Annotated in this window: 28 protein-coding genes and 1 pseudogene; 11 read left to right on the top strand and 18 right to left on the bottom strand. The window is 43.5% G+C overall.

The window, feature by feature from the left end; translation table 11 throughout:
* Nucleotides 1-39: 39 nt before the first annotated feature.
* The 4 genes from KAI36_RS26340 to KAI36_RS26325 all read right to left on the bottom strand — a co-directional run bounded on the left by KAI36_RS26340 (nucleotide 40) and on the right by KAI36_RS26325 (nucleotide 4,526).
* On the bottom strand, nucleotides 40-1,980 hold the full coding sequence (locus KAI36_RS26340) for an ABC transporter permease (protein ID WP_220026438.1): 1,941 nt from the start codon (nucleotides 1,978-1,980) through the stop codon (nucleotides 40-42).
* Nucleotides 1,970-2,731, bottom strand: coding sequence for an ABC transporter ATP-binding protein (locus tag KAI36_RS26335; protein ID WP_013312666.1), 762 nt, complete (start codon nucleotides 2,729-2,731; stop codon nucleotides 1,970-1,972). Before KAI36_RS26335 ends, KAI36_RS26340 begins: the two co-directional genes overlap by 11 nt.
* Before the next feature lie 102 nt (nucleotides 2,732-2,833).
* Nucleotides 2,834-3,838 (bottom strand): sensor histidine kinase, encoded by a 1,005-nt coding sequence (locus tag KAI36_RS26330; protein ID WP_220026437.1) that lies wholly within the window; start codon nucleotides 3,836-3,838, stop codon nucleotides 2,834-2,836.
* The gene (locus tag KAI36_RS26325) at nucleotides 3,831-4,526 is read right to left on the bottom strand and encodes a response regulator transcription factor (protein ID WP_220026436.1); all 696 of its coding nucleotides are present in this window, start codon (nucleotides 4,524-4,526) and stop codon (nucleotides 3,831-3,833) included. Before KAI36_RS26325 ends, KAI36_RS26330 begins: the two co-directional genes overlap by 8 nt.
* Nucleotides 4,527-4,713: 187 nt before the next feature.
* Here KAI36_RS26325 and KAI36_RS26320 point away from each other — a divergent pair, with 187 nt between their 5' ends.
* Nucleotides 4,714-5,343 carry a YfbR-like 5'-deoxynucleotidase gene (locus KAI36_RS26320; protein ID WP_023991029.1) on the top strand — a complete coding sequence of 210 codons (630 nt, stop codon included), beginning with the start codon at nucleotides 4,714-4,716 and terminating at the stop codon, nucleotides 5,341-5,343.
* A 202-nt stretch (nucleotides 5,344-5,545) separates the two neighbouring features.
* Here KAI36_RS26320 and KAI36_RS26315 read toward each other — a convergent pair whose 3' ends face one another.
* Entirely contained in the window at nucleotides 5,546-6,730 is a 1,185-nt protein-coding gene (locus tag KAI36_RS26315) for an RCC1 domain-containing protein (protein ID WP_220026435.1), read from the bottom strand.
* Nucleotides 6,731-6,846: 116 nt separating this feature from the next.
* Between KAI36_RS26315 and KAI36_RS26310 the strand changes: the two genes are divergently transcribed.
* Complete coding sequence (locus KAI36_RS26310; RefSeq protein WP_220026434.1) at nucleotides 6,847-7,335, top strand: hypothetical protein; 489 nt, start codon at nucleotides 6,847-6,849, stop codon at nucleotides 7,333-7,335.
* A 52-nt stretch (nucleotides 7,336-7,387) separates the two neighbouring features.
* Here the strand turns inward: KAI36_RS26310 and KAI36_RS26305 are convergent, their stop codons facing one another.
* Entirely contained in the window at nucleotides 7,388-8,095 is a 708-nt protein-coding gene (locus KAI36_RS26305; protein WP_220026433.1) for a phosphodiester glycosidase family protein, read from the bottom strand.
* A gap of 239 nt (nucleotides 8,096-8,334) precedes the next feature.
* Between KAI36_RS26305 and KAI36_RS26300 the strand changes: the two genes are divergently transcribed.
* Nucleotides 8,335-9,321: an aldo/keto reductase gene (locus KAI36_RS26300; protein ID WP_023991025.1), complete on the top strand. Its 987-nt coding sequence runs from the start codon at nucleotides 8,335-8,337 to the stop codon at nucleotides 9,319-9,321.
* A gap of 148 nt (nucleotides 9,322-9,469) precedes the next feature.
* On the opposite strand, the gene KAI36_RS26295 is transcribed toward KAI36_RS26300, so the two are convergent.
* The 8 genes and pseudogenes from KAI36_RS26295 to KAI36_RS26260 all read right to left on the bottom strand — a co-directional run bounded on the left by KAI36_RS26295 (nucleotide 9,470) and on the right by KAI36_RS26260 (nucleotide 14,350).
* On the bottom strand, nucleotides 9,470-9,769 hold the full coding sequence (locus tag KAI36_RS26295; RefSeq protein ID WP_025719163.1) for a spore coat protein: 300 nt from the start codon (nucleotides 9,767-9,769) through the stop codon (nucleotides 9,470-9,472).
* Nucleotides 9,766-9,975, bottom strand: a complete 210-nt coding sequence (locus tag KAI36_RS26290; protein ID WP_220026432.1) for a hypothetical protein — start codon at nucleotides 9,973-9,975, stop codon at nucleotides 9,766-9,768. The genes KAI36_RS26295 and KAI36_RS26290 overlap by 4 nt, the downstream gene beginning before the upstream one ends.
* Nucleotides 9,976-10,008: 33 nt before the next feature.
* The gene (locus KAI36_RS26285; protein ID WP_220026431.1) at nucleotides 10,009-11,145 is read right to left on the bottom strand and encodes a zinc-dependent alcohol dehydrogenase; all 1,137 of its coding nucleotides are present in this window, start codon (nucleotides 11,143-11,145) and stop codon (nucleotides 10,009-10,011) included.
* Nucleotides 11,142-11,522 carry a spore coat protein gene (locus tag KAI36_RS26280; RefSeq protein ID WP_220028215.1) on the bottom strand — a complete coding sequence of 127 codons (381 nt, stop codon included), beginning with the start codon at nucleotides 11,520-11,522 and terminating at the stop codon, nucleotides 11,142-11,144. The genes KAI36_RS26285 and KAI36_RS26280 overlap by 4 nt, the downstream gene beginning before the upstream one ends.
* A 40-nt stretch (nucleotides 11,523-11,562) precedes the next feature.
* Nucleotides 11,563-11,814: a hypothetical protein gene (locus tag KAI36_RS26275; RefSeq protein ID WP_061829797.1), complete on the bottom strand. Its 252-nt coding sequence runs from the start codon at nucleotides 11,812-11,814 to the stop codon at nucleotides 11,563-11,565.
* A gap of 107 nt (nucleotides 11,815-11,921) precedes the next feature.
* Nucleotides 11,922-12,233, bottom strand: a pseudogene (locus KAI36_RS26270) (FAD-dependent oxidoreductase); the annotation flags it as partial.
* Between the two features lie 175 nt (nucleotides 12,234-12,408).
* Nucleotides 12,409-13,032 carry an acetate uptake transporter gene (locus KAI36_RS26265; RefSeq protein ID WP_013312661.1) on the bottom strand — a complete coding sequence of 208 codons (624 nt, stop codon included), beginning with the start codon at nucleotides 13,030-13,032 and terminating at the stop codon, nucleotides 12,409-12,411.
* Between the two features lie 118 nt (nucleotides 13,033-13,150).
* Complete coding sequence (locus KAI36_RS26260; protein ID WP_025719154.1) at nucleotides 13,151-14,350, bottom strand: right-handed parallel beta-helix repeat-containing protein; 1,200 nt, start codon at nucleotides 14,348-14,350, stop codon at nucleotides 13,151-13,153.
* A gap of 296 nt (nucleotides 14,351-14,646) precedes the next feature.
* Between KAI36_RS26260 and KAI36_RS26255 the strand changes: the two genes are divergently transcribed.
* The 8 genes from KAI36_RS26255 (at nucleotide 14,647) to KAI36_RS26220 (ending at nucleotide 21,498) form a co-directional block, all read left to right on the top strand.
* Nucleotides 14,647-15,375 (top strand): YheC/YheD family protein, encoded by a 729-nt coding sequence (locus KAI36_RS26255; RefSeq protein WP_025719152.1) that lies wholly within the window; start codon nucleotides 14,647-14,649, stop codon nucleotides 15,373-15,375.
* Nucleotides 15,376-15,417: 42 nt separating this feature from the next.
* Nucleotides 15,418-16,317 (top strand): phosphoenolpyruvate mutase, encoded by a 900-nt coding sequence (gene aepX, locus KAI36_RS26250; RefSeq protein WP_023991021.1) that lies wholly within the window; start codon nucleotides 15,418-15,420, stop codon nucleotides 16,315-16,317.
* A complete protein-coding gene (aepY, locus tag KAI36_RS26245) occupies nucleotides 16,317-17,477 on the top strand; it encodes a phosphonopyruvate decarboxylase (protein WP_220026430.1) in 1,161 nt (386 codons plus the stop codon). The genes aepX and aepY overlap by 1 nt, the downstream gene beginning before the upstream one ends.
* Entirely contained in the window at nucleotides 17,474-18,586 is a 1,113-nt protein-coding gene (locus KAI36_RS26240) for a 2-aminoethylphosphonate aminotransferase (protein WP_220026429.1), read from the top strand. Before aepY ends, KAI36_RS26240 begins: the two co-directional genes overlap by 4 nt.
* 16 nt (nucleotides 18,587-18,602) lie before the next feature.
* Entirely contained in the window at nucleotides 18,603-19,343 is a 741-nt protein-coding gene (locus KAI36_RS26235) for a YheC/YheD family protein (protein WP_220026428.1), read from the top strand.
* Between the two features lie 156 nt (nucleotides 19,344-19,499).
* A complete protein-coding gene (locus KAI36_RS26230) occupies nucleotides 19,500-19,856 on the top strand; it encodes a nucleotide excision repair endonuclease (protein ID WP_023991017.1) in 357 nt (118 codons plus the stop codon).
* Nucleotides 19,857-19,965: 109 nt separating this feature from the next.
* A complete protein-coding gene (locus KAI36_RS26225; protein ID WP_220026427.1) occupies nucleotides 19,966-20,910 on the top strand; it encodes a helix-turn-helix transcriptional regulator in 945 nt (314 codons plus the stop codon).
* Nucleotides 20,911-20,976: 66 nt separating this feature from the next.
* Nucleotides 20,977-21,498 (top strand): DinB family protein, encoded by a 522-nt coding sequence (locus KAI36_RS26220; RefSeq protein ID WP_220026426.1) that lies wholly within the window; start codon nucleotides 20,977-20,979, stop codon nucleotides 21,496-21,498.
* On the opposite strand, the gene KAI36_RS26215 is transcribed toward KAI36_RS26220, so the two are convergent.
* From KAI36_RS26215 to KAI36_RS26200, 4 genes are all read right to left on the bottom strand, one after another.
* Nucleotides 21,431-21,967 (bottom strand): Crp/Fnr family transcriptional regulator, encoded by a 537-nt coding sequence (locus KAI36_RS26215; protein WP_076156685.1) that lies wholly within the window; start codon nucleotides 21,965-21,967, stop codon nucleotides 21,431-21,433. The genes KAI36_RS26220 and KAI36_RS26215 overlap by 68 nt on opposite strands.
* A 36-nt stretch (nucleotides 21,968-22,003) precedes the next feature.
* The gene (locus tag KAI36_RS26210) at nucleotides 22,004-22,744 is read right to left on the bottom strand and encodes an SDR family oxidoreductase (RefSeq protein ID WP_220026425.1); all 741 of its coding nucleotides are present in this window, start codon (nucleotides 22,742-22,744) and stop codon (nucleotides 22,004-22,006) included.
* Between the two features lie 30 nt (nucleotides 22,745-22,774).
* Nucleotides 22,775-23,353, bottom strand: a complete 579-nt coding sequence (locus tag KAI36_RS26205; protein ID WP_220026424.1) for a TetR/AcrR family transcriptional regulator — start codon at nucleotides 23,351-23,353, stop codon at nucleotides 22,775-22,777.
* A gap of 132 nt (nucleotides 23,354-23,485) precedes the next feature.
* Complete coding sequence (locus tag KAI36_RS26200; protein WP_220026423.1) at nucleotides 23,486-24,031, bottom strand: glutathione peroxidase; 546 nt, start codon at nucleotides 24,029-24,031, stop codon at nucleotides 23,486-23,488.
* Nucleotides 24,032-24,079 lie beyond the last annotated feature (48 nt).

Raw genomic sequence — 24,079 nt, 5'->3', positions numbered from 1 at the left:
CACTTCATTTCGCCTGGGGCTTTTTTTGCTTTTTGCCGATTACAATGCTGATTTAATGACCTTTTTATAATACAGGATGGATAGTATCCCAAAAATGGAATATAAGGCGGTGTACAGCACCATAACGATGATCATAGGCATCCAAATTTCAGTTCCAAACAAGAACCAGCCGGATTGGACGGCAAAATAGCTGTGTGATAGGCCAATTACTAGTGGAATGCCGAAGTTAAAGAGTTGTTTTATTTTAATGCCTCTAAGCAGGTCGCTCTGGGTGAACCCTAACTTTCTTAACACGGTGTAATTGGCTTTTTCGTCTTCACTCTCATCCATTTGCTTAAAATAAAGAATGCAGCCTGATGTAATGAGAAAGGTGAGTCCTAAAAATCCAACTACAAACATGATCACTCCCATGTTCCGCTTCTGATTGCTGCTCATTTCAAGGCGTGATGTTTGTTGATCATTAAAATTCGCAGCTGCAAAGAGACGATCGGCTTCTTTGATCTGTTCTGCATTTATCATATCAATTCCAATATATAAGGATGACTTCTTTTGAATCTCAGGATTTTCATCTTTCTTTAGCCGCTCAAAGATAGTTTCGTCTACAATGACAGTGGGTAATCCACCGGCTGTGAAATAGTAGGGAATCACGTACTCCTTTTTTAGACCCACATATTGTTGGTGTATGACTTCCTTATTTCCCTTCAAATCCAATGGACCTGAGTTTTTCAAGGACATGAATTTCTGTAACAAATCATTATAGCCTGTTAAAATCGTTTGGCCTGGAGATACATCCGTACCCTTCACAGATTGATCGCTTATGACAGGCAACGTCATGGAATTCGCACCGATATTTAATCCTTCCAGAGGAGTGTCCATAATTTGCGCTGTGTTCACGCTGACTTGAATAACTTCAATCTTCTTTTCTAGATATTTTATGTCATGCTCCTGAAGTAACATTTTGAATTTCTCCGCATCCGGTAGATTCGTCATTGCAAAATGGGAAGGCACATTGTCCTCAGCTGCTTGATCCGCAGAATAATAGGCGATATAGCTTAAGGAGAGTAAACCGATGGCAAGTGCCGATACCGTCGTAATAATGGTCAACAACAAAGCATTGGATTTCATACGGAACATAATGGATGAGAGAGACAGCACCTCATTAATGTTCAAATAGCCGCCTTTACTTTTTCTGATGATATTGGAAATAAAGCGGATAGATCCTTTATAAAAAAGGAGTGTTCCGATGATGACAGAGCCCAAAATAAACACCATAGCCATAAATAACTCATTCATGGATGTAAAGTCTCCACCAAACAATTTGGAAGAAACATAGTATCCTAAAGCGATGAATGAAACTCCGATGATCCCGATGATTATCTCATAGATAGATATTTTCTTGATTTTCCCTTCGGTGGTTGAGGATACTCTGAACAAAGACAAAATACTCTGTCTTTTGATAAAAGAATAATTCATGAGCATAATCAATAGGTAGATGATACCAAAAACGATGAGTGTTTGAGTCAATGCTTGGTTAGAAAAATATAAAGTGGCAATGGCTTCGACGCCCGTCGTCTTAAATAAAATCATGATCACTAATTTGGAAAAGGAAAATCCAACCCCAATTCCGATGAATAGTGAACTGAAGTATAGAATTAAGTTTTCAGCACTCAGGATGCGAAAAATTTTATTTTTAGTCATTCCGATCAATTGAAATAGGCCAATTTCTTTGCTGCGTCTTTTTATAAAGATATTATTAGCATACAAAAGGAAGATGCAGACAATGGCGACCAGTAAAACGGATGCTGCCCGTATGGAAGCTGCACCTTTAACAGAACCCTTCACTTCGTCCATGGAAGGATCGTATTGTAATGTGACAAAAGCGAAATAGAGCGCAACACTGAAAATGAGAGCAAAAACATAAAGGTAATAATTTTTCAGGTTTTTTTTCAAATTTTTTAGAATGAGCAGATTAATGTTCATATTGGACCCCGCCTAAGACCCCTTGGGTTTTCATGATATCCTGGAAGAAGCTTTGTCTTTCCTGCTCGCCTTTGTGAAGCTGCGTATACATCTGCCCATCCTTAATAAAAATGACTCGACTGCAATGGCTGGCAGCGACAGGATCATGCGTGACCATAATAATGGTTGCCTTGCGTTTTTGGTTTAATTGGCCCAGCTTATTTAATAAATCGGAAGCCGACTTGGAATCCAGTGCACCTGTAGGTTCATCGGCAAAAATAATACTGGGCTCATGAATAAACGCTCTGGCCGCAGATGTACGTTGCTTCTGTCCACCCGAGATTTCATTGGGGTACTTATCTTTCAACTCATAAATCCCCAGTTCTGTAGCCACTTCCTGAAATCTTCGGTTAGCCTCTTTTTTAGGCGTTTTGGTGATGGATAAGGGTAAGAGGATATTCTCCTTCACAGTTAGCGTATCCAGCAGATTATATTCTTGAAAAATAAAACCTAAATGCTTTTTGCGAAATTCAGCCAGTTGCTTTTCTTTCATTTTCGTCATTTCGATATCATTGATTTTAATGGAACCTTGGCTCACCTTATCAATAGAGGAAAGAACATTCAGCAGTGTGGTTTTACCTGAACCGGAGGCTCCCATAATACTGACAAATTCCCCTTCTTCAATAAGGATATCAATTCCCTGCAAAACCTCCTGCATATTTAACTTATTACCGTAGCTTTTATGGATTTTATGGGCTTCTAAAATATTCACTTCGATGCACTCCTTATTGTTCTTGTAGCCTTATTATAAAAATAGAGCCGATGTTTTTCCTTTGATTGGGCGAACAATACATAAAAGCATGTGACATCTCTGTCACATGCTCACCATGCTCACGAAATCATTTCGTTTGGGGAAAATTAAAGTGAAGGTTGTACCCACATTCGGTTTGGAGTGCACATCTATATGTATGAGCAAGGACTGTGCTGCCTTTTTCGTTAAATATAACCCCATGCCCGTTGAAGTATGATCAGAATGTTGGGTTGTGGAGGTAAAACCTTTCTCAAAAATACGGGGTATATCCTTCGGATCAATACCGCGCCCAAAGTCTTGGACCTCAAGCTGTATTCGCTCCCTTTGTACATAGCTATGAATGAAAATATCACTGGCATCGCTATATTTGATGGCATTGGTTAAGAGCTGTCTGATGATAAAAGCCAGCCATTTGGCATCACTCAGCACTTCCATGTGCTCCAATTGGATGTCAAAACCGATCCCTTTTTGGATGCACCATGACTGTAATGCTTTGATTTCATTAAAAACCAGAGATTTTAAATTCACTTGCTCGACATACAGATCATTTTCAATAAAGGATATGCGTTTGTGATGGAGCTGCTGATCCAGCAGTAAGTGGATTCGTAGCCATTCATAGGTTAACTGAGCTTTTAGGGGCTTATCGTCCAACCGCTCAATCATCAAATGCATGGTGGTCAAAGGTGTTTTTACCTCATGAATCCAGGATAACAATTCATCTTTTTCATGTTCAAGTGTCAATTGATTTTGCGAGATGATCTGTTGTAACCGTTCGGTCTGGTCAGTGATTTTTTGTTCAATGATTTGCTCAAACGGACTCCCCGGTTCGCCTATACCCGTTAGTTCAAGAGGGCTCTCCCATTCTTCTAGTGTGGCAAAAAATCTGGTTTCCTTGGGATAGCGAATGATTAAAAAAACCAAGAAAATCATCATAGATAAGAAGACGATATAAAGAATCGGCGTTAACGGAATTGCTGCATCCACATAAGCAATGAACAGGATCAGGAATTGCTGACACACAAACAGTAGAATCCAGCTCCGCCTCTCTATAAGGTATTTTTTAATCATAGGCAGGTGCCTCTTCTGTAGCCATGTAGCCTTGCCCGACTTTCGTTTCAATGAAACGGCCCAAATCCAGCTCGTCCAATTTTTTGCGCAGGCGGTTCAAGTTGACGGTCAGGGTATTGTCGCTGACAAAACGTTCATCATCCCAGAGGCTTTTAATTAATTCCTCTCGTGCAACAATTTTATTTTTTTGTTCGATCAGCAGCTTCAAAATATAAATCTCGTTCTTGGTTAATTCGATGGAGCCAGCCTCATTGGCTACTACGTTTTTTTCATAATCGACTGTCGCTCCACGCCATGTTTTCAGAGAGACAGGCTCTGTATTGTAATTATATACGCGGCGAAGTGTCGCCTGTAATTTTGCAATGAGTACATCAAAATGAAACGGTTTTTGGATAAAATCATCCGCTCCAAGCTGCATCGACATCACCATATCCGTAGGATGATCCCGTGATGATAAGAAAAGGATGGGGACGTTAGAGTGGGATCGAATCATTCGACACCAATGAAACCCATCAAATTTCGGCAATTGAATATCTATCACGACTAGATCAGGCTTTATCGTTGTGAATTCCTGAATGACTTTATTAAAGTCCTGGATGCCATACACATCATAGTTCCATTGAGTTAACCGATCCTTCATTTCATGGAACAAAGTTTCATCATCTTCAATTAGTAAGATTTTGAACAACGATTTCACCACTTTTACTTTTATTGGATTTTTGCAAACTCCTCTTTTATAAAGTGTATAGCAAAAATTGTATATGTGCTACATGTGTGGATTCAACTTGATATTGCGATAATCTGCTGTTAATAGTTGAGGTTTATAGTGGGGTTTATATTGACTATCTCATATATATTAAAGGATGGATGCAATGATGGGGATTCACACGTATTTTCGGTCGCTAAATGAGCTGGAGAGAATCATCCGTTGTCCGGGTAAGTTTAAATTCGAGGAACACAGCGTATCGGCACATTCTTGGAAAGTAGTACAATACGCTAAAACGCTGGCTGATATTGAAGAGAGAAATGGTGTCAGTATTGACTGGAAAAAGCTATACGAGATTACGAGCAGTCACGATTACGGGGAAATTTTTATTGGGGACATCAAAACGCCTGTTAAGCATTCCTCTAAGGAACTACGATTATTAATCCAGCAGGTCGAAGAAGGTATGATTGAGTATTTTATTGAAGAGAATATTCCCGAGGATTTTAAAGCTATTTTTCGCAAACAGTTACGGGAAGGCAAAGATAATTCAGTAGAAGGTTTGATCCTTGAAGTTGCTGACAAGATGGATCAGGTGTACGAAGCATTTGCCGAACTACAGCGGGGAAATACTGAAAAAGAATTTATAGTCATGTATCGTAATGCGCTTGTGAAAATCAAGAATATTCAGTTACACTGTGTTGATTATTTTTTGGAAAATATCCTGCCCGATATGGTCAAGGAAGAAACGCCTTCATCCATTGATATCAAAAAGATTACGGAAGAAGCCTTAGCTCTGTAAATGAATTTCCCTACCGTCCAGAAGCTACTGAAGCGCTTCTGTTCATACATAATCATAGTTTTATTTGTAATAAAGCAGCTCTAAATGAAAATAAAAGCAATGAGGGCAGTTGATTGGACTGCCCTTATTGCTTTTTTGGGGTTGGAAAAAACGGAGGGCTAAGCGTATTCCTTAAACAATTTATTAAGGATAAGAATATTGGTTATTCCGAAAAAGGATTTGGGAAATTCGTTTTCGTGGCAGCATATTGTTCTTTGGTGCTACCGATTCCCAGTTCGCCGTTTTTGTTATATCCCCAGGACCAAACCGTCCCATCGGCTGTCAAAGCATGGGAGTGGGTTCCTGCTGCACTGAATGCTACTACATCGGTTAGTGGCGTGTTTGTGTCATCTACAACTTGGGATGGGACTTTAACAGAAAATACATCGGTCCCGTCACCTACCTGCCCCTCATTATTGGTTCCCCAGCCCCAAAGAGTTCCATCATTTTTAAGTGCAAAAGTTTGAGTTTTGCCTGCTTTCAGTCTACTTACATTGGAAACATTGATCAATACGGGTGATCTTCTAAAAGTAGAGGTTCCATCCCCAAGCTTTCCTGAAGTATTGCTACCGGAAGCGTATACTTCTCCGCTATTCGTTAATACGTAAATGCGGTCAGCTCCGGCAGTGAAATTTTTGATGTCATCAATTCGATATTGAACAGGGGTGAGCTGGTCTTCTTTATCATCCTGCCCCATTGCCCCATCATAACCACGCCCCCATACCCATAGCTGATTATCTTTGTCTAAGGCTGCCCCAAAGCTATCGCCAGCGTCAATGGCTACAATATTCTCCAAACCCTGTACCTGCACAGGCTTAACGGAAAAGGCGGAAGCTCCTTTTGTGCCAATGCCCAGTTGGCCAAAGTTGTTTTCTCCGTAGGCCCACACGGTTCCGTCATTTTTGAGGGCAAGTGTGAATTGACCACCCGCCCTCACTTCCTTCACATCATTAATATATTTGTTTTTAACAGGCTCATTTACAAAACCCTTTTTAATCCCTGTTCCTAGCTCCCCGTAACCTGCAAAGCCCCAAGACCAGATGGTTCCGTCTTTTTTGAGCAAGGTGGAATGCAGAGCACCGGCATCAATCATAGCGATATCAGATACATGAGCCTGCATCGGACTTGTTTTATTATTCCCTCCGCCAGCGCCCACGCCGAGCTTGCCATTACCGTTACTTCCCGTTGCATAAAATGAAGATCCATCTTCCATGGCCAGGAAAGCGTTAGTGGTCCCTGCCGAGAGCAAATGATCGTAATTTACAGTAGAATCAGCGCTTGCCGTAATAGAGCTTCCTACTAAAAGTGTTGATGCAGCGAGGACTGCTAAACCGAGTTTTTTTAACATATAATTGCACACCTTTCAGAATGTAATAGATAAATACAGATTAAAGCAACCAAATTGTTCCTGTTTGCGTCTTAATAATGAACATATTCTTTAAACCAGATTCGGGAGGATCACTTATGAAAAATAGAGCTTCTGCTCTTGTTTTTGCCTTGCTTGCGGCAGCTTTACTGCCTGCATGTTCTACAAAAGAATCGGCTACGCCGGTTAACAAATCTAATGGGGCGGTGGTTCAATCTATTTTTGACTTGGATCGTCTGGAAAGTACAACAGTATATACAGGGCGTGCCAAGATCGAAAGTATTGAAAGGATTGAAAAAGAAGTAGAACAACCCTTAGCAGCCCCTACCATGGACTATTTGATCCGATTTGAACGGCCTGTTCAATTTGCTAAAGAACTACCCCAAAGTGATGATCCAACGGAAAAACCTATCCAATCAGTCTATATATCTATCCCAGATACACATATTTATAAGCAGATGGATGGTCAGCGGAGGCAATTAATCAATCCAGCACAATTACAAGCGGGGCAACCGATTGAAGTTTCTTATGTGTACCCTGTAACACCTGTTTTCCTGGCATTGGAAATTGTTGTGCTGGATTTGTAGAAGAGGCCGATAGGCCTCCTTACTCCTATAAAAGCACGTTATATCATAGGGCTTAGGTGATATTAATGAGTTTCACCATGTTGTAGATATAACGTGTTTGCTCATACTTAACTATAGTGCCTGCAGAGTTTTTGACTTGAATACCGGACGAGCCTCCACCATCAAGAAGAATGGCTTCAAAGCAATCCTGTTTAATAAAATAATTGCGAAGTTGTTTTAGCGTTGCATTTTCATGAACGACCAGGTAGACCTGCCAAACATTATTTACGACTTTGAAGCCCAGGCCAGTTCGACCGGTGGAATCGGTGTATCGCAACGTTCCGTTCAAATCAAATTTTTCAATATCTTTTAGATCCTTAAGCCATGCTTCTTCCTCTTTCTTCAGCGACAAGCTGCCGCCGCTAATAATAGACTTATACGCAACTGAAGTCCCCATTTGTTTTTTGAGATCCGTTACGCTTGAAGCACGGACAATTCCCATTTTTGTTTTGTTGCTATCTGTGTAGATAAATGCCGTACCACGGCTGTTTCCTTTGGCATTTGCCTTCGTATCATGGGTATTATTAGGCGTGACCGCGATAGACAAACATTCGGTCGGCGCCTTTGTTGTGCTGATTGGGTTAAAGAAGCCCCCATTAATCCCGTAATCGGTTTGCTGTGTGATCCGGCTTCGAATATTTTTATTTTGAATATTCGAAGCTGGCGTGATGATAACATGGAAACCATCGGACGTTTTGGTGTAAGAGTAGTTTGCTGGCATGTTAAACCTCCAATTGGATTATTTTGAAACCGAATCTCGCGCGATAATTCGTTTCTCATATATATAGGAAATTTACAGCGGCCTCTTACAACCCGGAAATCAAATTTTTCTAAAAAATTTTGAAATAGCTTATACAAGACAATGCTTGACTTCAAGTTAACTTTAAGTAGTAACATACGGAATGTGACGTGGTGATTAGGAAATGCGATGACTATTCTGATATTTAGGAGTGATAGAAATTGAAAAAGAAACAACTGGGTAACAGCGACCTTCAAGTATCTGCACTGGGTCTGGGCTGCATGGGAATGTCCGAATATTACGGTGAGTTGAATGATCAGGAGTCGATCAAAACGCTTCATCGTGCGCTGGAGCTAGGGATAAACTTCTGGGATACTGCCGATGTCTACGGTGTGGGGAAAAATGAAAAACTGATTAGCCAAGTCCTGCGGAGCCACCGTGACGAAGTCGTATTGGCTACTAAATTTTCCATTATGCGTGGGGAAGATGGCGCATTTATGGGTGTAAGTGGCCGTCCTGAATATGTAAAAGAGGCATGTGACCGCAGCCTGCAAAGACTGGGTGTAGATGTGATTGATTTGTACTACCAGCACCGTGTCGATCCGAATGTACCTATCGAGGAAACGGTGGGTGCGATGAGTGACTTGGTTCAGGCGGGAAAAGTCCGCTATTTGGGGCTGTCCGAAGCTTCTCCTGGGCTCATTCGACGCGCTCACAAGGTACATCCGATTACAGCGCTGCAAACGGAATACTCCTTATGGAGCCGGGAAGCGGAAGATGAAGTTATACCGACGTGTAAGGAGTTGGGTATCGAATTTGTGGCCTACAGTCCACTTGGGCGCGGATTTTTGAGCGGGCAAATTCAGAAGTTTGATGATTTTGCAGAAGATGATTTCCGTCGCTCGGTGCCACGTTTCCAACCTGAGAATTTCCAGAAAAATCTGGACCTCGTGCAGCATGTTAAGGACCTTGCCGCCCAAAAAGGGGTCAAACCTTCTCAACTGGCGTTGGCATGGCTACTTGCGCAAGAGGGCATTGTACCGATTCCAGGAACCAAACGGGTTACGTATTTAGAGGAAAATGCAGGTTCCATCGATGTTGTTTTATCCACACAGGAAATGGAAGCTATTAACGCAATCATTCCAAAAGGAATGGCAGCAGGCCTTCGTTATCCTGCAGAGCGGATGCCGAATTGGCAAGCTGAATAATGAAGATAATGGGATAAACCCCAAAGCCGTCTTTCACGCGGATCGGCGTGAAAGACGGCTTTGCGGGTTTCATAGATAAGCAAGAACGTACTTTTTATAAAGCCAAAGGGACGTCCAACGAGCAAAAAATACGGCCAAAGTTATCTTTTTACAAAACGGGAGCTTGCAATGCAGTATTGATATTTTGCAGATCCATCGAAAGCTGCTCTTTTACGTTCCAAGGGTGATACCAGCCGCGTTCAATCATGTACGTGGAAATTTGCTCATGCGTATCAATAGCTTCATCCAGTTGCTTTGTGAGAATTGCCTTAATTTCTGGAGTTCCCGCTTCTGTTACGGCCATAGCGTAATTTCTCACACCGCTTTTGGCCGCGTTCAGAAAATCGGCTGCAATGACTTGGTCCGTTAAGGTATGCAGTCCGGTCAAATGCTCCAACAGTGTATTCATGGCTTAACCTCCTGTGAAATGGCTCGATCTAAGAGGGTGCTGAGTTCTTGTAATTGGCGGGTCGATAAGTCAACATCCTGCTGTAATATAGCTTTGAGAGTCGGATCAGAGATTAATGCTTGCATTGTTTTGGACTTGGAAAGACATACTGCTTTGAACGCTGACAGTTCATGGACTTCAAGGGTTTCATGCAGGCCATACACCATATGACGTTTACCTCCAATACTCCAATATATAGTTTAAGGTTTAAGCACAACTTTGATGCAATTATCCTGTCTGGTATCGAAAATTTCATATCCACGTTTGGCGTCGCTTAACGGAATGACGTGTGTAACAACGTCTCCTGGGTCCACCTTTCCCGTATCAATCAGCTCATACATATATGGCATATAGTGAATAACGGGAGCCTGTCCCGTACGTAAATTAACATTTCGCTGAAAAATGTCTCCCAAAGGAAAACCGTTATATCGTCCGCCGTATACCCCGGTAACTTGAATGGTCCCGCCTTTGCGGACAGCTTGTGTGGCTATGACCAACCCTCCTAAAGCTCCACCGTGAAGTTTGAGACCAGAAGCCAAGGATTCCAGCGGAGACATTTTACCACTCATGCCGGAGCAATCAATAACTACGTCCGCGCCTCCTTTGGTCATCTCCTTCAGGTAGTTGCCAACGTTTTCTTGCGATTCCACATTAACGATCTCCACGTGATTGGTACGCTTCGCGTGTTGCAGACGATAATCCAGATAGTCTGCCGCAATGACTCGTTTTGCCCCTTTGAACCAGGCGAACTTTTGCGCTAACAGACCTACCGGCCCACAGCCAATAACAATGACAGTATCCCCCTTCTTCACTCCGGCATTATCGACGCTCCAAAATGCAGTAGTCATGGCATCAGCAATCAGGCAAAGCTTCTCGTCAGGATGTTCACAACTCTCCGGAATTTTGAAGTGAGTGAAGTTGGCAAAAGGCACACGTAAATATTCAGCTTGTCCACCCGGATATCCACCAGTTGTTCCTGAATAGCCGAAAAAACCGCCCATATCTCCATGCTCATTAGAATGATCACATTGACTTTCCAAATGGTTTTTACAATAAAAGCATTCACCGCACGCTATGTTGAACGGAATGATCACGCGGTCTCCCTTTTTCAAGTTAGTTACGCCACTGCCGACTTCTTCTACAACCCCCATCGGCTCATGCCCAATTACATAATTCTCTTGTAGATTCGGAATCATTCCATGAATGAGATGCAGATCTGAACCACAAATAGCGGTTGTTGTCAGTCTGACAATCGCATCATCGGCTTTTTGAATACTCGGGTCCGGAACATCTTTAACCACAACATTTTTGATACCTTGGTAGGTCACTGCTTTCATGCCTGGTTTCCTCCCATATGTTCATCGGGCGTGCGATCAAACATACCCTTGCGGGTGGTATCGTCTGGGAACAGTTTCATTTTACTGATGTCCACCGTCTTGTTGGCTGATAGTTGATCCAATTGATACTGCTTTTGCAGATCATAGGGATGAAACCATTTTTTTCGTACCATAAGATCAGTGATTTCCTGATGAAGCGCGCTGCCTTGATGCAATTGATTGCGCAACAGAGTTCTAGCATCTGGAGAGACGGTTTCCGTCAAGGCTATGGCTGTATTTCGAACCCCTTCCTTGACGCGAATCAGAAAATCCATCGCTAAGGTCGTGTCTGCCATTTCTGGCATATTTAATGAGTTTTTTGGATCCACATAATCCATTTTAGTCGACTGGATCTGATCTAATGTCACATCATTCACCTCAATTTAATATTGGTGTGGGACGGAATTCTGGAACAGGTGCCTGAAACGGTGCTTTAACATACAATGCTTGCAAATCGGCAATAGCTTGTATAGATTGCTGAACATCTTTTTCCATTAAATCCTTTAGCTCTTGATCGAATACTAAGCCCTGCATTAATTTGGACTTGGCTAAGCATAACGTTTTAAAATTAAGCGCTTCGTGGATCTCTAGGGACTCATGCGCCGCTAATGCAGACTGTTGGCTTATCATAGGATCACCTTTCTTTTATGATTCTTAAAGGTATGTTGTCCAGCGTAACTATGTTTATTCAGAGCTATGAAAAGGTTGGGTTACCGGGGTGTAGCTCTTCATGGAGGGCTCTTTTCGACTTCAACCTTGCCAAAATGTGAAAGAAACTCGCTGTAGATCAAATCATGCTGTGCGGTAATTTTGGCGGTAGTATGGCCCGTTGTCCCATGAAGTATCTGCCCTGTGTCGACGACTGCAACGTTTAGTCCTTTTTTAGAAAGTAAATAAGCAGTGGTAATGCCAGTAATCCCCGCACCTACAATGGCAACATCCACCTGAATATTTTCACTAAGTTTGGAGAAATTGGGGATGTCAGTTGAAGCTAACCAATACGATTCGGGAAATTGCGGAAATGTGGTACGAGATTCGTCTTGTGTCATTTTTAAAATATCCCTTTGACTACAATTTATGTATATTGTTATCATTGTGGGCTTTTATATTCACTAAACGACTCTCTTTAGTATTTTTTGATACGGAGGGAGTGATGGAAAAGAAATAAAGCCGTTCTTAACGCGGATCGGCGCGAAAGGCGGCTTTGTAGGTTTACATATACAGTTAAGGACGTGGCTTGAAAATGCCGAAAGGACGTCCAACGGGCAGGAATGTACGGCCAAAATGAGCATTCAGAACGGCAGCTCCTGTACCGTACAGTGAGAGTAGACCAATGCCCATTTCAGCATAAGCGGCGATGGTATGGAATATCTCTGGTGCAACGCCGAATGCATCGAAGCTAAGACCGAGGAACAGAAAATCAATCAACACAAAAATAAAGAATAGAACCTTATGCGTCTCCATCGCTCCAATGGTCATGAAGAGCGTAAAGATGAGATAGCCCGCAAAGGCAAAGCCGAGCTGTTTGCCATCTACAGCAGACGCCAGCTCTGAGCCGAATACGCCCATTTTGATCATCCAGCTACTAGCTACGGCTAACCAGAAGAAGGCGTAAGCACCAAATGCCGTCATGCCGAAGGTGTTGTTATGTTTTGCATCCTGAATGGAGGCAAACAGCTGCGCAAAGGCACCAAGGAAGATAGCCCAAGGGATGATGAAGCTTAAGCCTTCGGTGAGACCAAGCTTTTGGGATGAAGCCACAAGCGTTACAATAGCCAAGCCAAACAGGCCGATCGCACTCGGATCGGCCGTTATGATTTTTACGTTAGAATGGGATTCGTTTTGCATGAAAAAATAGAAGCCTCCAATAATGTTCAAGTACGCGTCAATCTGCCGATGCCAGAATCACACTGACATATTGTAACGGAAACCGACGTACTCGCATAGTAGGTAATTCATAAAATTTCTACCGATTGCGGTTGCCTGTATTGACGTTATTACGCCCGCCTTCAATACTGACTGATTTGCCTCTAGTATCTGTGATGTTGTCCTTAATTTCATTGGAGTTGGAATCGGTGACCCGTATTCCTATATTGGAGAACCCGGAGTATGTGGTCATCTCGTTACCAATAACTTTGTTGTTGTTTGCGTCAGCAAGGCGAATGACTGCCTCTGGAGTAAGTGAGGAATTGGTTTGAATAAATTCGTTGTCGGTAAACGTATTGCCATCCGATTGGACCAAAAGACCTTGCAGGGATGCATTTTTTACAGTATTTCCGTATACATTGTTACCTGTTGCTCCAGTCAGGACAAAGATCCCGCGCGGGTAATTTTCAATCACATTATTGTTTACAGTATTGTTGGCGCCATTATTAGGGATGCGAATGCCTGCGTATCCATCAGATTGATGGGTCTTGTTAATAATTTGGTTCCCGGTGACTGTCGTGTAGGTTGCGCGTGATAAATTGATTCCACTGCCGCCGCCCGAATTGGTAATCTGGTTATTCGTAATTTTGACGTTGCGGAACTCGCCTGCCGGAAAGCTCTCGTGTCCGGTGGCAATAGCATGTCCATTATTTCGGTCAAAGCGGCTGTTGGTAATCTCTGAATCTCTTGTTCTGCGAAGAAGGGCTCCGATCGTTGTATCGCAAATCTCCACGCGATCCAGCGTGAAGTGAGAGACGGCGACTTCCATAATAATACCGCCTACCTGACTTTCGCCACGGGCTTCACGGTTCGCACGGTCTGCATCAATGGTGAGATTAGATAACTTCACGTCTAGTCGGTCAGAATTGCTTCGTAGAATCGGATCGCCAACGACGTATTGGCTTTTAGACCCTGTCTTTTTGAAAATCGTTTTTCCCATTCCGTCACCGTTCAGGCTAACCCCGGCATATAAACGAATAGATTCGTCAACCAAGTATGTTCCTTTTGGAAAATAGACGGTTCCCTCCATTCCTCGGTCGTAGAAATACTTTAATGCATTCTGAATTTCCTTTGACTGTGAGGAATTCGAGTTGGCTTTAACGCCAAAATCCTTGGCATTAATTACATTGTCCGCTGCTCGGGCTACATGAATGTCTCCCGTAGAATTTTGAATAACGAACGCAATGATGGCTACGAGTAAGAAACTAAACCAGATCTTCCGATTAAAGATATTTGACATGATACATATCCCTCCTAACAAAACAGTTGAATTAATTACATAATTACCCTTTATATTTTCGGTCAAAATGGGTTTTATTTCAAGTATAGTGTGTGACAGCCTATTTTCTGTGGTCCGAACCCCGAGTCTGTCCGAAAGGGTGTCTCCAAGGGGGGCGTATTTATAACAGCTGGGACATGCCTTTTTGTGACATAAATCTTGGTTTCTAGCAGAGGTAGCGGCCCACGCAGAAGGGGATCTGGATGCATATGCATACTGTATGCGCAAAAAACCCAAAAAGATAAGAGGGATGACTAGTGCCTATTGGAAAAATGAAAAAGCATAAAGAAATGTTGCAACATCCCGTTTTGCGTTCGCATTTACCTGAAACCCACTGGTTTACGGATTCAAGGACCTCGCGGATGCTGAATACTTATTCATCGGTCTTCATAAAACCCAATCACGGGAGTGGTGGCAGCGGGATCATCCGGGTCAAGAGATTAAAAAAAGGATATGAGGTTCGTAGCGGTTCAAGTCGAAAGTTTGTTGGATCTCGTTTTGTCTTAAAAGCAATTAAGTCATACCGGAAATCCAGACACCGGTATTTGGTACAGAAAGGACTTCGGTTGGCTAAGTACCACGGGTCGATTTTTGACACCAGGATATATTTACAGAAGCCAAGGGGGAAATGGGTTATTTCCGGCGTGGCTGCCCGTGTCGCGGCACCTCATAAATATGTTACCAATTATCTTAAAGGAGGGCATGCAGTATCTTTGCATCGCGTGCTATTCAGCCTTTTTAAGCACAACCGCGCGAAAGCAGATGCCTATTTTCGTAGAATCTCCAAACTATCCATCATTATTGCCAAAAAGATCAATGAACGGCATCCGGTTCGCGAATTGGGGGTTGATATTGCCATAGATAAAAAAGGTCATATTTGGATTATCGAGGCCAATTCACACCCAGGACATATGCTATTTACTCAATTTCCCGATCCTACTATGATCAACACCATCATGAGAAACAAGAGTCTTATTCGAAAGTAGATTCCATGCACGTTATTTTTAGGGGAGAAGGAGAAAGTTTCAATGAAAAAAACAAAGCAACTTAGAGACTTGGTCAATTCACAAAAGCCAGAGTTTATCATGGAGGCTCATAATGGTCTGTCAGCCAAAATTGTGGAGGAGGCAGGATTTAAAGGAATTTGGGCCAGTGGGTTATCCATCTCTGCAGCGATGGGAGTAAGGGACAACAATGAGGCCTCCTGGACGCAGGTTTTGGATGTTTTGGAATTCATGAGTGACGCTACCTCCATCCCGATTTTGTTGGACGGAGATACGGGGTACGGCAACTTCAACAATGCAAGGCGCTTGGTGAAGAAACTGGAGCAGCGCCATATTGCGGGGGTATGTATCGAAGATAAGCGGTTCCCCAAAACGAATTCTTTCATTAACGGTCAAGAGCAGACTTTGGCTGATATCGAAGAGTTTTCCGGGAAAATTAAAGCGATGAAAGATACGCAGACGGACACGGATTTTACGGTGGTGGCCAGAGTAGAGGCATTTATTACCGGGAGTGGGCTTAAAGTGGCGCTGCAGCGGGCGGAGGCATATCGGAAGGCAGGAGCCGATGCCGTATTTATACACAGCAAAAGATCGGATGCCGCAGAGATTGAAGCGTTCATGAAAGAATGGGCTGGAAGATTGCCAGTAGTAATCGTGCCTACCAAATACTATACGACTCCAACCATCAGGTTTCAGGAGATGGGGATTAGCCTTGTGATTTGGGCAAACCATAATTTGAGAGCATCCATTCAAGCCATGAAACAATTATCTGGCCGAATTTATCGGGATGAAAGCCTTGTTCATGTCGAAAAGGAAGTCGCAACCCTCGAAGAAGTATTCCGGCTTCAAGGGGTCGAAGAGCTGCAAGCTGCGGAAAAGAAATACCTTCCATCGTCAGAACCGGATTCGGGTGAGCGCGTATAATGGACACGAAATTGTTAGGAGAAGAGCTGAAAAAAATAGGATTTACCTTTTTCAGCGGTGTTCCATGCTCCTTCTTGAAAAGCTTGATCAATTATGCCATAAACGAATGCGATTATGTTGCAGCGGCTAACGAAGGGGATGCGGTCGCCATTGCATCCGGAGCTTATATAGGGGGGAAGAAATCGGTAGTCCTTATGCAAAATTCGGGGCTGACCAACGCTGTTTCGCCATTGACCTCCCTTACCTACCCTTTTCGTATTCCTCTGCTTGGATTTGTCAGCCTGCGCGGAGAACCGGGGATACCTGACGAGCCTCAGCATGAACTGATGGGCCAAATTACAACGCAAATGCTGGATTTGATGGATGTGGAATGGCAGTATCTCTCCAAGGATCTAGAGGAGGTAAAAAATCAATTGATCCAGGCTAATGAGCAAATTGCCCGGAATCGCCCGTTCTTTTTTGTCGTTAAGAAAGGCACGTTCGACAAAGAGCCATTGAAAAAACAGCAAACCTCCATCCATTTAAATCAGATCCGGCAGCATGGTCGTGCGAATCATCAAATGCCTACGCGCTATGATGCATTATGTGCGATTAACTCCATGAAAGACAGCCATACCATCCAGCTCGCAACAACTGGTAAAACCGGGCGCGAACTATATGAAATTGAAGATGCAGATAACAACTTGTACATGGTAGGTTCTATGGGATGCATCGGTTCTTTTGGACTGGGGTTAGCTCTGAGCCAACCAAGCAAAAATATTGTCGTGATTGACGGAGACGGATCTCTGTTGATGCGTATGGGGAGCCTGGCAACCAACGGGTACTACCATACGGCCAATATGATTCATATTATGCTAGATAATAATGCCCATGAATCAACAGGCGGGCAAAGTACGGTATCGCATAATATTGATTTTATAGATATTGCTGCTTCCTGTGGGTATACAAAGTCGATTCTTGTTCACAGTCTCGAGGAACTAAAAGTCTTTTTACAAGAATGGAAAATGAATAGAGAACTTACGTTTTTGTGCCTGAAAATATCCAAAGATTCCAAGGATCAGCTTGCTCGTCCGCATATGAAGCCTCACGAAGTAAAAGAACGTCTGCAGCGTTTTATTCATAACGATCCTTTGAAGGGCAAGGAAGTGGGCGGTTCATGAGTTCTGTCGTCAAGAAAAACATTTTGCTTACCCCTGGGCCGGCAACGACTACAGAAAGTGTGAAATGTTCCCAGGTGGTTCCGGATATTTGTCCTCGTGAAGCCGAGTTTGGCCAAATCATGGAGTATATTTCTACAGAACTGACCCGGTTGGTTGCTGACCCGGATGATTATGCGACCGTATTGTTTGGCGGATCAGGTACTGCAGCGGTGGAATCCATCATCAGTTCGGTCCCGAATCACGATGCAGTAATCATTGTCAGCAATGGGGCCTATGGAAAACGGATGTGCGAGATAGCGAAGGTTTATGGAGTGGATTATTTTGAGTTCAAAAGTTCTCCCGATGATGCTATTGATTTGGCCGAATTAGAAAGGTATATCCAATCTTCCGAACGCACTGTCTCCCATCTGGCCGTCGTACATCATGAGACGACAACTGGCCTGCTTAACAAGGTGAAGGATATCGGAGAATTGTGCAAAAGATATCAAATCGACATGATCGTGGATGCCATGAGCTCATTTGCGGCCGTTCCAATTCAATTGAAGGAAATGAACATTGCCTACCTGGCGGCAAGCTCCAACAAAAACTTACAGGGAATGGCCGGGGTTTCGTTTGTGATCGCCGAAAAAAGCAAATTGGAGAATTTGAAAGGCCAGAAACCAAGAAGCTATTATTTGAATTTGTATGCTCAATATAACTATTTTGTGGAACATGGGCAGATGCGGTTTACTCCCCCAGTCCAAACCTTATATGCGCTTAGACAAGCGATTGAAGAATTAAAGCAAGAGGGGGTGGATAAAAGGTACGAAAGGTACGCGACATCCTGGAAAACCTTAATTAACGGGTTAGCCCGGTTAGGTCTAACCTATATCATTCCCGAAGAGCATCATTCCAAGATTATTACTTCCATTCTTGAACCTCATTGTGCAGGTTATGATTTTCAATCTATGCATGATTATTTTTACAGCAAAGGCATGATGATTTATCCCGGCAAGCTTGAGAAGCTAAATACGTTCCGGATTGCCAATATAGGTGATATTACGTATAAGGAAATGGAGTTATTTTTGGAATTGCTTGAACGCTATCTCAGTAGCATAAAATGTGGATGAGAAAGGTGGAGTCCCCATGGCATCAGGAGCAAAAGATAAGTGGTACAAATATTTGTTATTGAGAAGGTATGCGTCTCTGAGGTCTTATGTCCCCGAGACGAGGCTCCTGGATAGGCATAATTTCTCGAAACTTCTCTCCAAGTACGTGCATGTTATTGTGAAACCGGTGTGGGGGAGTCGTGGACGGGGGATCTTCCAGGTCTCCTGGTTAGGAAACCATAAGTACATCGTACATTACGAGAATAAAAGAGTTTTAGTAAGGGGTAGAACCAATACGTATCATTATATTAGAAGAAAAATCGGGAACGCCAGTTATATGGTTCAACGCAGAATTACCCGCCCGACCATCAACAAACGCCCTTTTGATATGAGAGTCATCATTCAACGGAGAACCGGCTCACCTGTATGGGTAGTCACAGGGAAGGTTATCAAAGTTGCAGGCAAAGGTTATATTGTTTCCAACAATACACGGAGTAAGGGAACTTTACTCCGTTTTAAATCCGGCATAAAACAATCTTCTGTTCGGCACCTGTCTGCCAGTGCCCTAGAGTCCCATATTAATCGTGTTTCCATCCGTTCCGCGAAGAGATTAAGTAATTTTTTTCCGGGACATCGTATGTATGGACTGGACATTGGAATAGACCGGAAAGGACGTATCGGGATTATTGAGGCTAATCTTTATCCGGCAAGGTCCCATTTCCGTAAGTTGAAGGATAAAACGATGTATTACCGCATTACGGATTACAAAAATGGATAACATAAATGAAAAGGTGGCTCTGTATTCATCAGAGTCATCTTTTTCTCATACAGTTTCTAAGTCGGGAGTTTTAGTCATGGGACAAGGATTATTAAATGGTGTTACATCGGGATTTGTGATAATATTTACACCTATATAGAATGAGGAAGTGACATAGTGATTAATATAACAATTCCAACTCCGGATATCACAATTACCAAACAGGTTAACCCTGAGCTCAGCCATATTTACGGATTTACCGACTTTCACCTGATCCCTAGAGATAAGGCTGGTATCTTTATGTTCTACAACACACAGGAGGAATTGCTGTTCGTTGGTAAAGCAAGAAAGCTGAGACAAAGAATCAAAAAGCATTTTGAAGATACCGTATCGCCGATCAAGGACAAGCGGAACGAAGTAGCGATTATTGAGGTTTGTATTGTGGAAGATGCTGTAGAGCGAGAAATCTATGAAACCTACATCATCAATTCACAAAAGGCTAAATATAACGTCGAAAAAGTATTTTTTAAGTAATGAAGTAACTTCCGTATGAAAAAAAGAGCAATAAGTCGCAGTGACTGTACTGCCCTTATTGCTTTTTTGTATTTCTGCATTTTAGATCCTTCCAGAGAGGGGCCGTGGTATGAATAAAACAGATCGTTTACTAGCGATCTTGCTAGAGTTGCAGCGTAAGGATATTTTACGAGCCGAGGATTTGGCAGCCATATTCGAAACGAGTGTGAGGACCATCTATCGGGATATTCAGGCTCTAAGTGAATCGGGTGTACCGATTGTAGGAGCACCGGGCATTGGATATTCCTTGATGGAGGGGTACTTCCTGCCCCCCCTGAGCTTTACCGCAGAAGAGGCTGTGGCGTTGCTAATCGGAACGGATTTTGTCGAACAAAAATTTGATACAGATTACGGTATCAAGGCGCAAACCTCCCGCAGGAAGATTGAAGCCATATTACCGGAGAGCGTTCGCAGGGAAGTCTCCCGGGTGCGTACGACCATCAGATTGCTCGCGGTGGGTGAAGGGGCAAACCATAGCGAGAAAACCTGTTTGGAAATGCTGCGTCTCGCTGTATTGGAAAAACGGAAAGTACAGTTTGGCTACTCCAAAAGAATGCCAGAGGCTGACGGGAATCGTCAAAGTGTGCGCGTGGTCGCTCCTTATGGTCTTGTACTGCTCCGTGGTTCTTGGGTGTTAATTGGGCAATGCGAATTGCGGCAGCAGCTTCGCCATTTCCGTCTGTCGCGTATGGACAAGCTTATCGTGCTGGAGGACAGGTTTGAGTTGCCTGTCGATTTTCATTTGCAGGATTACAAGCAAACCGATGACCGCCATGTAACTGTTCGCATATTAGCACGTTCAGATATCGCAGATAAGGTGAAGGAAGCGAACAACTTTTATATGGAGGCCATAGAGGAGCGTGCAGATGGACTGCATGTACTCTTCCGCGTCAGACAGCCCGAGGAACTACTGCAATGGATACTTGGATGGGGCGCGGATATGGTTGTGCTGGAGCCTGAGTCGCTCAGGGAGCGGATGCGTGCGGAAGTGGAAAAGATGTTGAAATGCTACTGACATAATGCTGTCAGTAGCATTTTTGTATAGTAAAGCTACTTTGATAGAGAGGAGCAATTACAATATATGAATACAAGTGAAACATTGCAGCGTTTCGAAGAAACGGCACAACACTATCTTCTTGAATTGAACAGCTTTAGCTTGGAGGAACTGCAATACACACCTCAGGAGGGTCAATGGTCGCTTGGACAAATGTATCTTCATTTGGTGAACTCTGCACTGTATATGCATCTTAAGAACATTGATCTTTGTCTACAGCCTAATGGGGAGACAGGAGTTAAAACGGAGGCAGGCACGGCCATTTTTAATCTGGGGAGCTTTCCGCCAATGCGTATCCAAGTTCCACCATCCCCGCAGTACACTCCCCAACAACCCACTAGCAAAGAAGAAATTGTGGAGGGATTAAACGTCGTGATCCGCAAGATGAGAGAGATTGAGCCGACCGTTGGGAAATCAACAACGCTGTTCACCGTCTCTCATCCCAGTTTTGGTGCGTTGAATGCTGGAGAGTGGTTTGAGCTCATTGAGATGCATTATCGTCATCATCTTTTGCAGAAGGAGCGCTTGAAGCACGCAATAGCCGATTAATCGTCTCCCGACGCAGCCCAATAAACTGGCCGATTTCCTCCTGCGTCAGCACGTCCGTTAACGTGGCGGGTGCGATGTAGGAGTGGAACCAGCGTTGGAGCTTCCGCAGCTTCTCGGCAGGTGACACCTCGGTGAGTTGGTCAATTCGTTGCTGCATCATGCGCAACTTGTCCTGTAGCTGCAAAGCGATAGCCCGACATTGAGCCGGATCTTGCTCCAGCGCCTGATACCATTCTTTTTGCGACAGAACCTCGACCTCAGAGGTTACCAACGCCACCGCTGTACCATAATAAGGATTGGGGCTGATCAGGGAGTGGTGCGGGATGATTTCATCGGGCACAATCACATTAACTAAAATTTGCGAGCCGTCTTCATGGACTCGGACAATTTTTAACAAGCCGCTCTTTAAGTGATATAAAGGGCCGGATTCTCCTTGTCGAAATAAGGTCTCGCCTTTGTGTAATATCATGAACGTAAACAGCCTCCATTCCATGTATTCCGGCTTTTAGATGAACCCGCCATTGACGCGGATCGTTTGCCCGGTAACCCACTGTGATTTGGCGCTGACCAGGAACTCAATCACATCAGCGATATCTTCCGGTTCGCCGAGCCGACCCATAGCATTCATTTTTTTCATGCCTTCGATTTGCTGCTCGGTTTTTCCTGCTTGGAAAAGCTCGGTGTTCACAGGACCGGGAGCCACAGCGTTGATCGTAATTTGCTTGCTTCCGAACTCCTTGGCTAGCTGACGGGTAAATTGCTCCACTGCTCCCTTGGTGCCTGCATATACGCTATAGGTCGGGAACATTTGTCCGATCACGGATGTGGACAGGTTCACGATTCTTCCGTAGTTCTCCATATATTTCATGGCTTGCTGACAGGCAAAGAAAGTGCCCTTTACATTGAGTGCGAATTGTTTGTCAAAATCTGCTTCGGTTACCTCAGCCAGAGGTTGGGTGATCATCAGCCCAGCGTTGTTAACCAGAATATCCACTTTACCGAACTCAGCAATCGTATTTGTAAATAATGCTTCAATATCACTCATTTTGCCCAGATCAGCGTGAAGTGCTATGGCTTTGCCGCCTTTTTGAATAATGCTCTCCATGACTTCTTGGGCTTTGTCCGGACTGCTGGCATAATTGATGACTACATTAGCGCCCAGATCAGCCAGTTGCTCGGCAATGGCACGTCCAATCCCTCTGGAGGACCCAGTGATAATTGCTGTTTTTCCGTCCAAATGCTTCATATGTGCTTTGTCCTTCTTTCCATATCTATTTTAAGTGATTCCTTTTTCTAAAAGCATCCACACATCCGAAAACTCCTGATTAATCACGGGACTCTTCCATTCGTAAGCATGAGCGGGATGATGAAAACGGGCTGTGGCATAGAAAAGGGTACGCGCCAGTTGGGCTGGCTGATCCGATGTGATGTCCCCGCGTGCAATAATATCAGCGAGCTGATCCACAATGTGTGTGATATGCAGATCGATTAAATCAGCGGCTTGCTCGGTGACCCTCGTATACATCTCAAACATTTCCTCGTCGTCGCGGGCATAATACTGCTTAAGTTCGACCAAGGTCTGTATATATCGTTTTAAATGTGGCGCTCCTAGTATAGATGAATTCTGATAGACCTCCGTTAACGGGCCAATAATCTTTTCATTCAACCATTTTTCGGTCACGCCTTCTAGAAGCTCGGCTTTACTTTTAAAGTGTCGGTAAATGGTGCCATGACTTACTCCCAGTACTTTGGCAACATCGGTCACGGAGGTTTTGGCTACACCAAAACGTCTAAGTGTGTCTTCTGTAGCGATGAGAATCTGTTCCTTGGTTAGCACATCTGAGGATTTTTCCATAGGGACACGGTCAAGTGCCGTGTGAGTCACCTCCTTGAAGTCAGGATAACACAAAGAGTATCAAGTGACAAATATTCATTTTTGTCATTTGATACTCTTTTTTTAAAGAATCCAAAGAAGTGAACAGAAAAATTACAATAGCGATTCGATGACAGGATCAATGGCACAGGGCTCGGTTGTTACTTCAAACCTTCCTTTTACATGGCCATCGCGATCGACCAAGAATTTAGAAAAGTTCCACTTGATACCGTCGCCAGCGTATATTTCTGGATACTTATCCCGCAGGAAATCCTCCATCCATTGACCGTCTTTGGTCTGGGTATCGAAGCCTTGAAACGGTGCCTGTTGGGTCAGATATTGAAATAAAGGATGAGGAGATGAGCCTCTTACATCCGTCTTCTCAAAGAGCGGGAAGGTTACTCCATGGTTAATTTGACAGAATCCCTGAACCTCCGAACTGCTACCCGGCTCTTTTTCGTTGAATTGGTTACAAGGAAACGCAAGGATTTCAAAACCTTGTTCCCTCCGTCTTTCGTAGAGCCTCTGCAGATCAGCGAATTGACTGGAGAAGCTACACTTGCTGGCTGTGTTTACAATGAGGAGCACCTTTCCTCTGTAGTCTGAGAATTCAATCGGTTTCCCGTTAATTGAGGTTGCCTGAAAATCATAAATAGACATATTAACGTTCCTCCTCACGTTATTTTTTAATACATCATATATCCGGAA

This window comes from Paenibacillus sp. S02 (assembly GCF_019454065.1).
Taxonomy (GTDB): Bacteria; Bacillota; Bacilli; order Paenibacillales; family Paenibacillaceae; genus Paenibacillus; species Paenibacillus polymyxa_B.
The sequence above is the reverse complement of the archived record's forward strand: the minus strand, read 5'-3'. Positions and strand labels throughout refer to the sequence as shown.

Coding starts and splice junctions, on each gene's coding strand:
- KAI36_RS26340 (WP_220026438.1), bottom strand. CDS start 1,980: ATGAACATTAATCTGCTCATTCTAAAAAATTTGAAAAAAAACCTGAAA.
- KAI36_RS26330 (WP_220026437.1), bottom strand. CDS start 3,838: ATGATTAAAAAATACCTTATAGAGAGGCGGAGCTGGATTCTACTGTTT.
- KAI36_RS26320 (WP_023991029.1), top strand. CDS start 4,714: ATGGGGATTCACACGTATTTTCGGTCGCTAAATGAGCTGGAGAGAATC.
- KAI36_RS26315 (WP_220026435.1), bottom strand. CDS start 6,730: ATGTTAAAAAAACTCGGTTTAGCAGTCCTCGCTGCATCAACACTTTTA.
- KAI36_RS26310 (WP_220026434.1), top strand. CDS start 6,847: ATGAAAAATAGAGCTTCTGCTCTTGTTTTTGCCTTGCTTGCGGCAGCT.
- KAI36_RS26305 (WP_220026433.1), bottom strand. CDS start 8,095: ATGCCAGCAAACTACTCTTACACCAAAACGTCCGATGGTTTCCATGTT.
- KAI36_RS26295 (WP_025719163.1), bottom strand. CDS start 9,769: ATGAATACACTGTTGGAGCATTTGACCGGACTGCATACCTTAACGGAC.
- KAI36_RS26290 (WP_220026432.1), bottom strand. CDS start 9,975: ATGGTGTATGGCCTGCATGAAACCCTTGAAGTCCATGAACTGTCAGCG.
- KAI36_RS26285 (WP_220026431.1), bottom strand. CDS start 11,145: ATGAAAGCAGTGACCTACCAAGGTATCAAAAATGTTGTGGTTAAAGAT.
- KAI36_RS26280 (WP_220028215.1), bottom strand. CDS start 11,522: ATGGATTATGTGGATCCAAAAAACTCATTAAATATGCCAGAAATGGCA.
- KAI36_RS26275 (WP_061829797.1), bottom strand. CDS start 11,814: ATGATAAGCCAACAGTCTGCATTAGCGGCGCATGAGTCCCTAGAGATC.
- KAI36_RS26265 (WP_013312661.1), bottom strand. CDS start 13,032: ATGCAAAACGAATCCCATTCTAACGTAAAAATCATAACGGCCGATCCG.
- KAI36_RS26260 (WP_025719154.1), bottom strand. CDS start 14,350: ATGTCAAATATCTTTAATCGGAAGATCTGGTTTAGTTTCTTACTCGTA.
- aepX (WP_023991021.1), top strand. CDS start 15,418: ATGAAAAAAACAAAGCAACTTAGAGACTTGGTCAATTCACAAAAGCCA.
- aepY (WP_220026430.1), top strand. CDS start 16,317: ATGGACACGAAATTGTTAGGAGAAGAGCTGAAAAAAATAGGATTTACC.
- KAI36_RS26240 (WP_220026429.1), top strand. CDS start 17,474: ATGAGTTCTGTCGTCAAGAAAAACATTTTGCTTACCCCTGGGCCGGCA.
- KAI36_RS26235 (WP_220026428.1), top strand. CDS start 18,603: ATGGCATCAGGAGCAAAAGATAAGTGGTACAAATATTTGTTATTGAGA.
- KAI36_RS26225 (WP_220026427.1), top strand. CDS start 19,966: ATGAATAAAACAGATCGTTTACTAGCGATCTTGCTAGAGTTGCAGCGT.
- KAI36_RS26220 (WP_220026426.1), top strand. CDS start 20,977: ATGAATACAAGTGAAACATTGCAGCGTTTCGAAGAAACGGCACAACAC.
- KAI36_RS26215 (WP_076156685.1), bottom strand. CDS start 21,967: ATGATATTACACAAAGGCGAGACCTTATTTCGACAAGGAGAATCCGGC.
- KAI36_RS26210 (WP_220026425.1), bottom strand. CDS start 22,744: ATGAAGCATTTGGACGGAAAAACAGCAATTATCACTGGGTCCTCCAGA.
- KAI36_RS26205 (WP_220026424.1), bottom strand. CDS start 23,353: ATGGAAAAATCCTCAGATGTGCTAACCAAGGAACAGATTCTCATCGCT.
- KAI36_RS26200 (WP_220026423.1), bottom strand. CDS start 24,031: ATGTCTATTTATGATTTTCAGGCAACCTCAATTAACGGGAAACCGATT.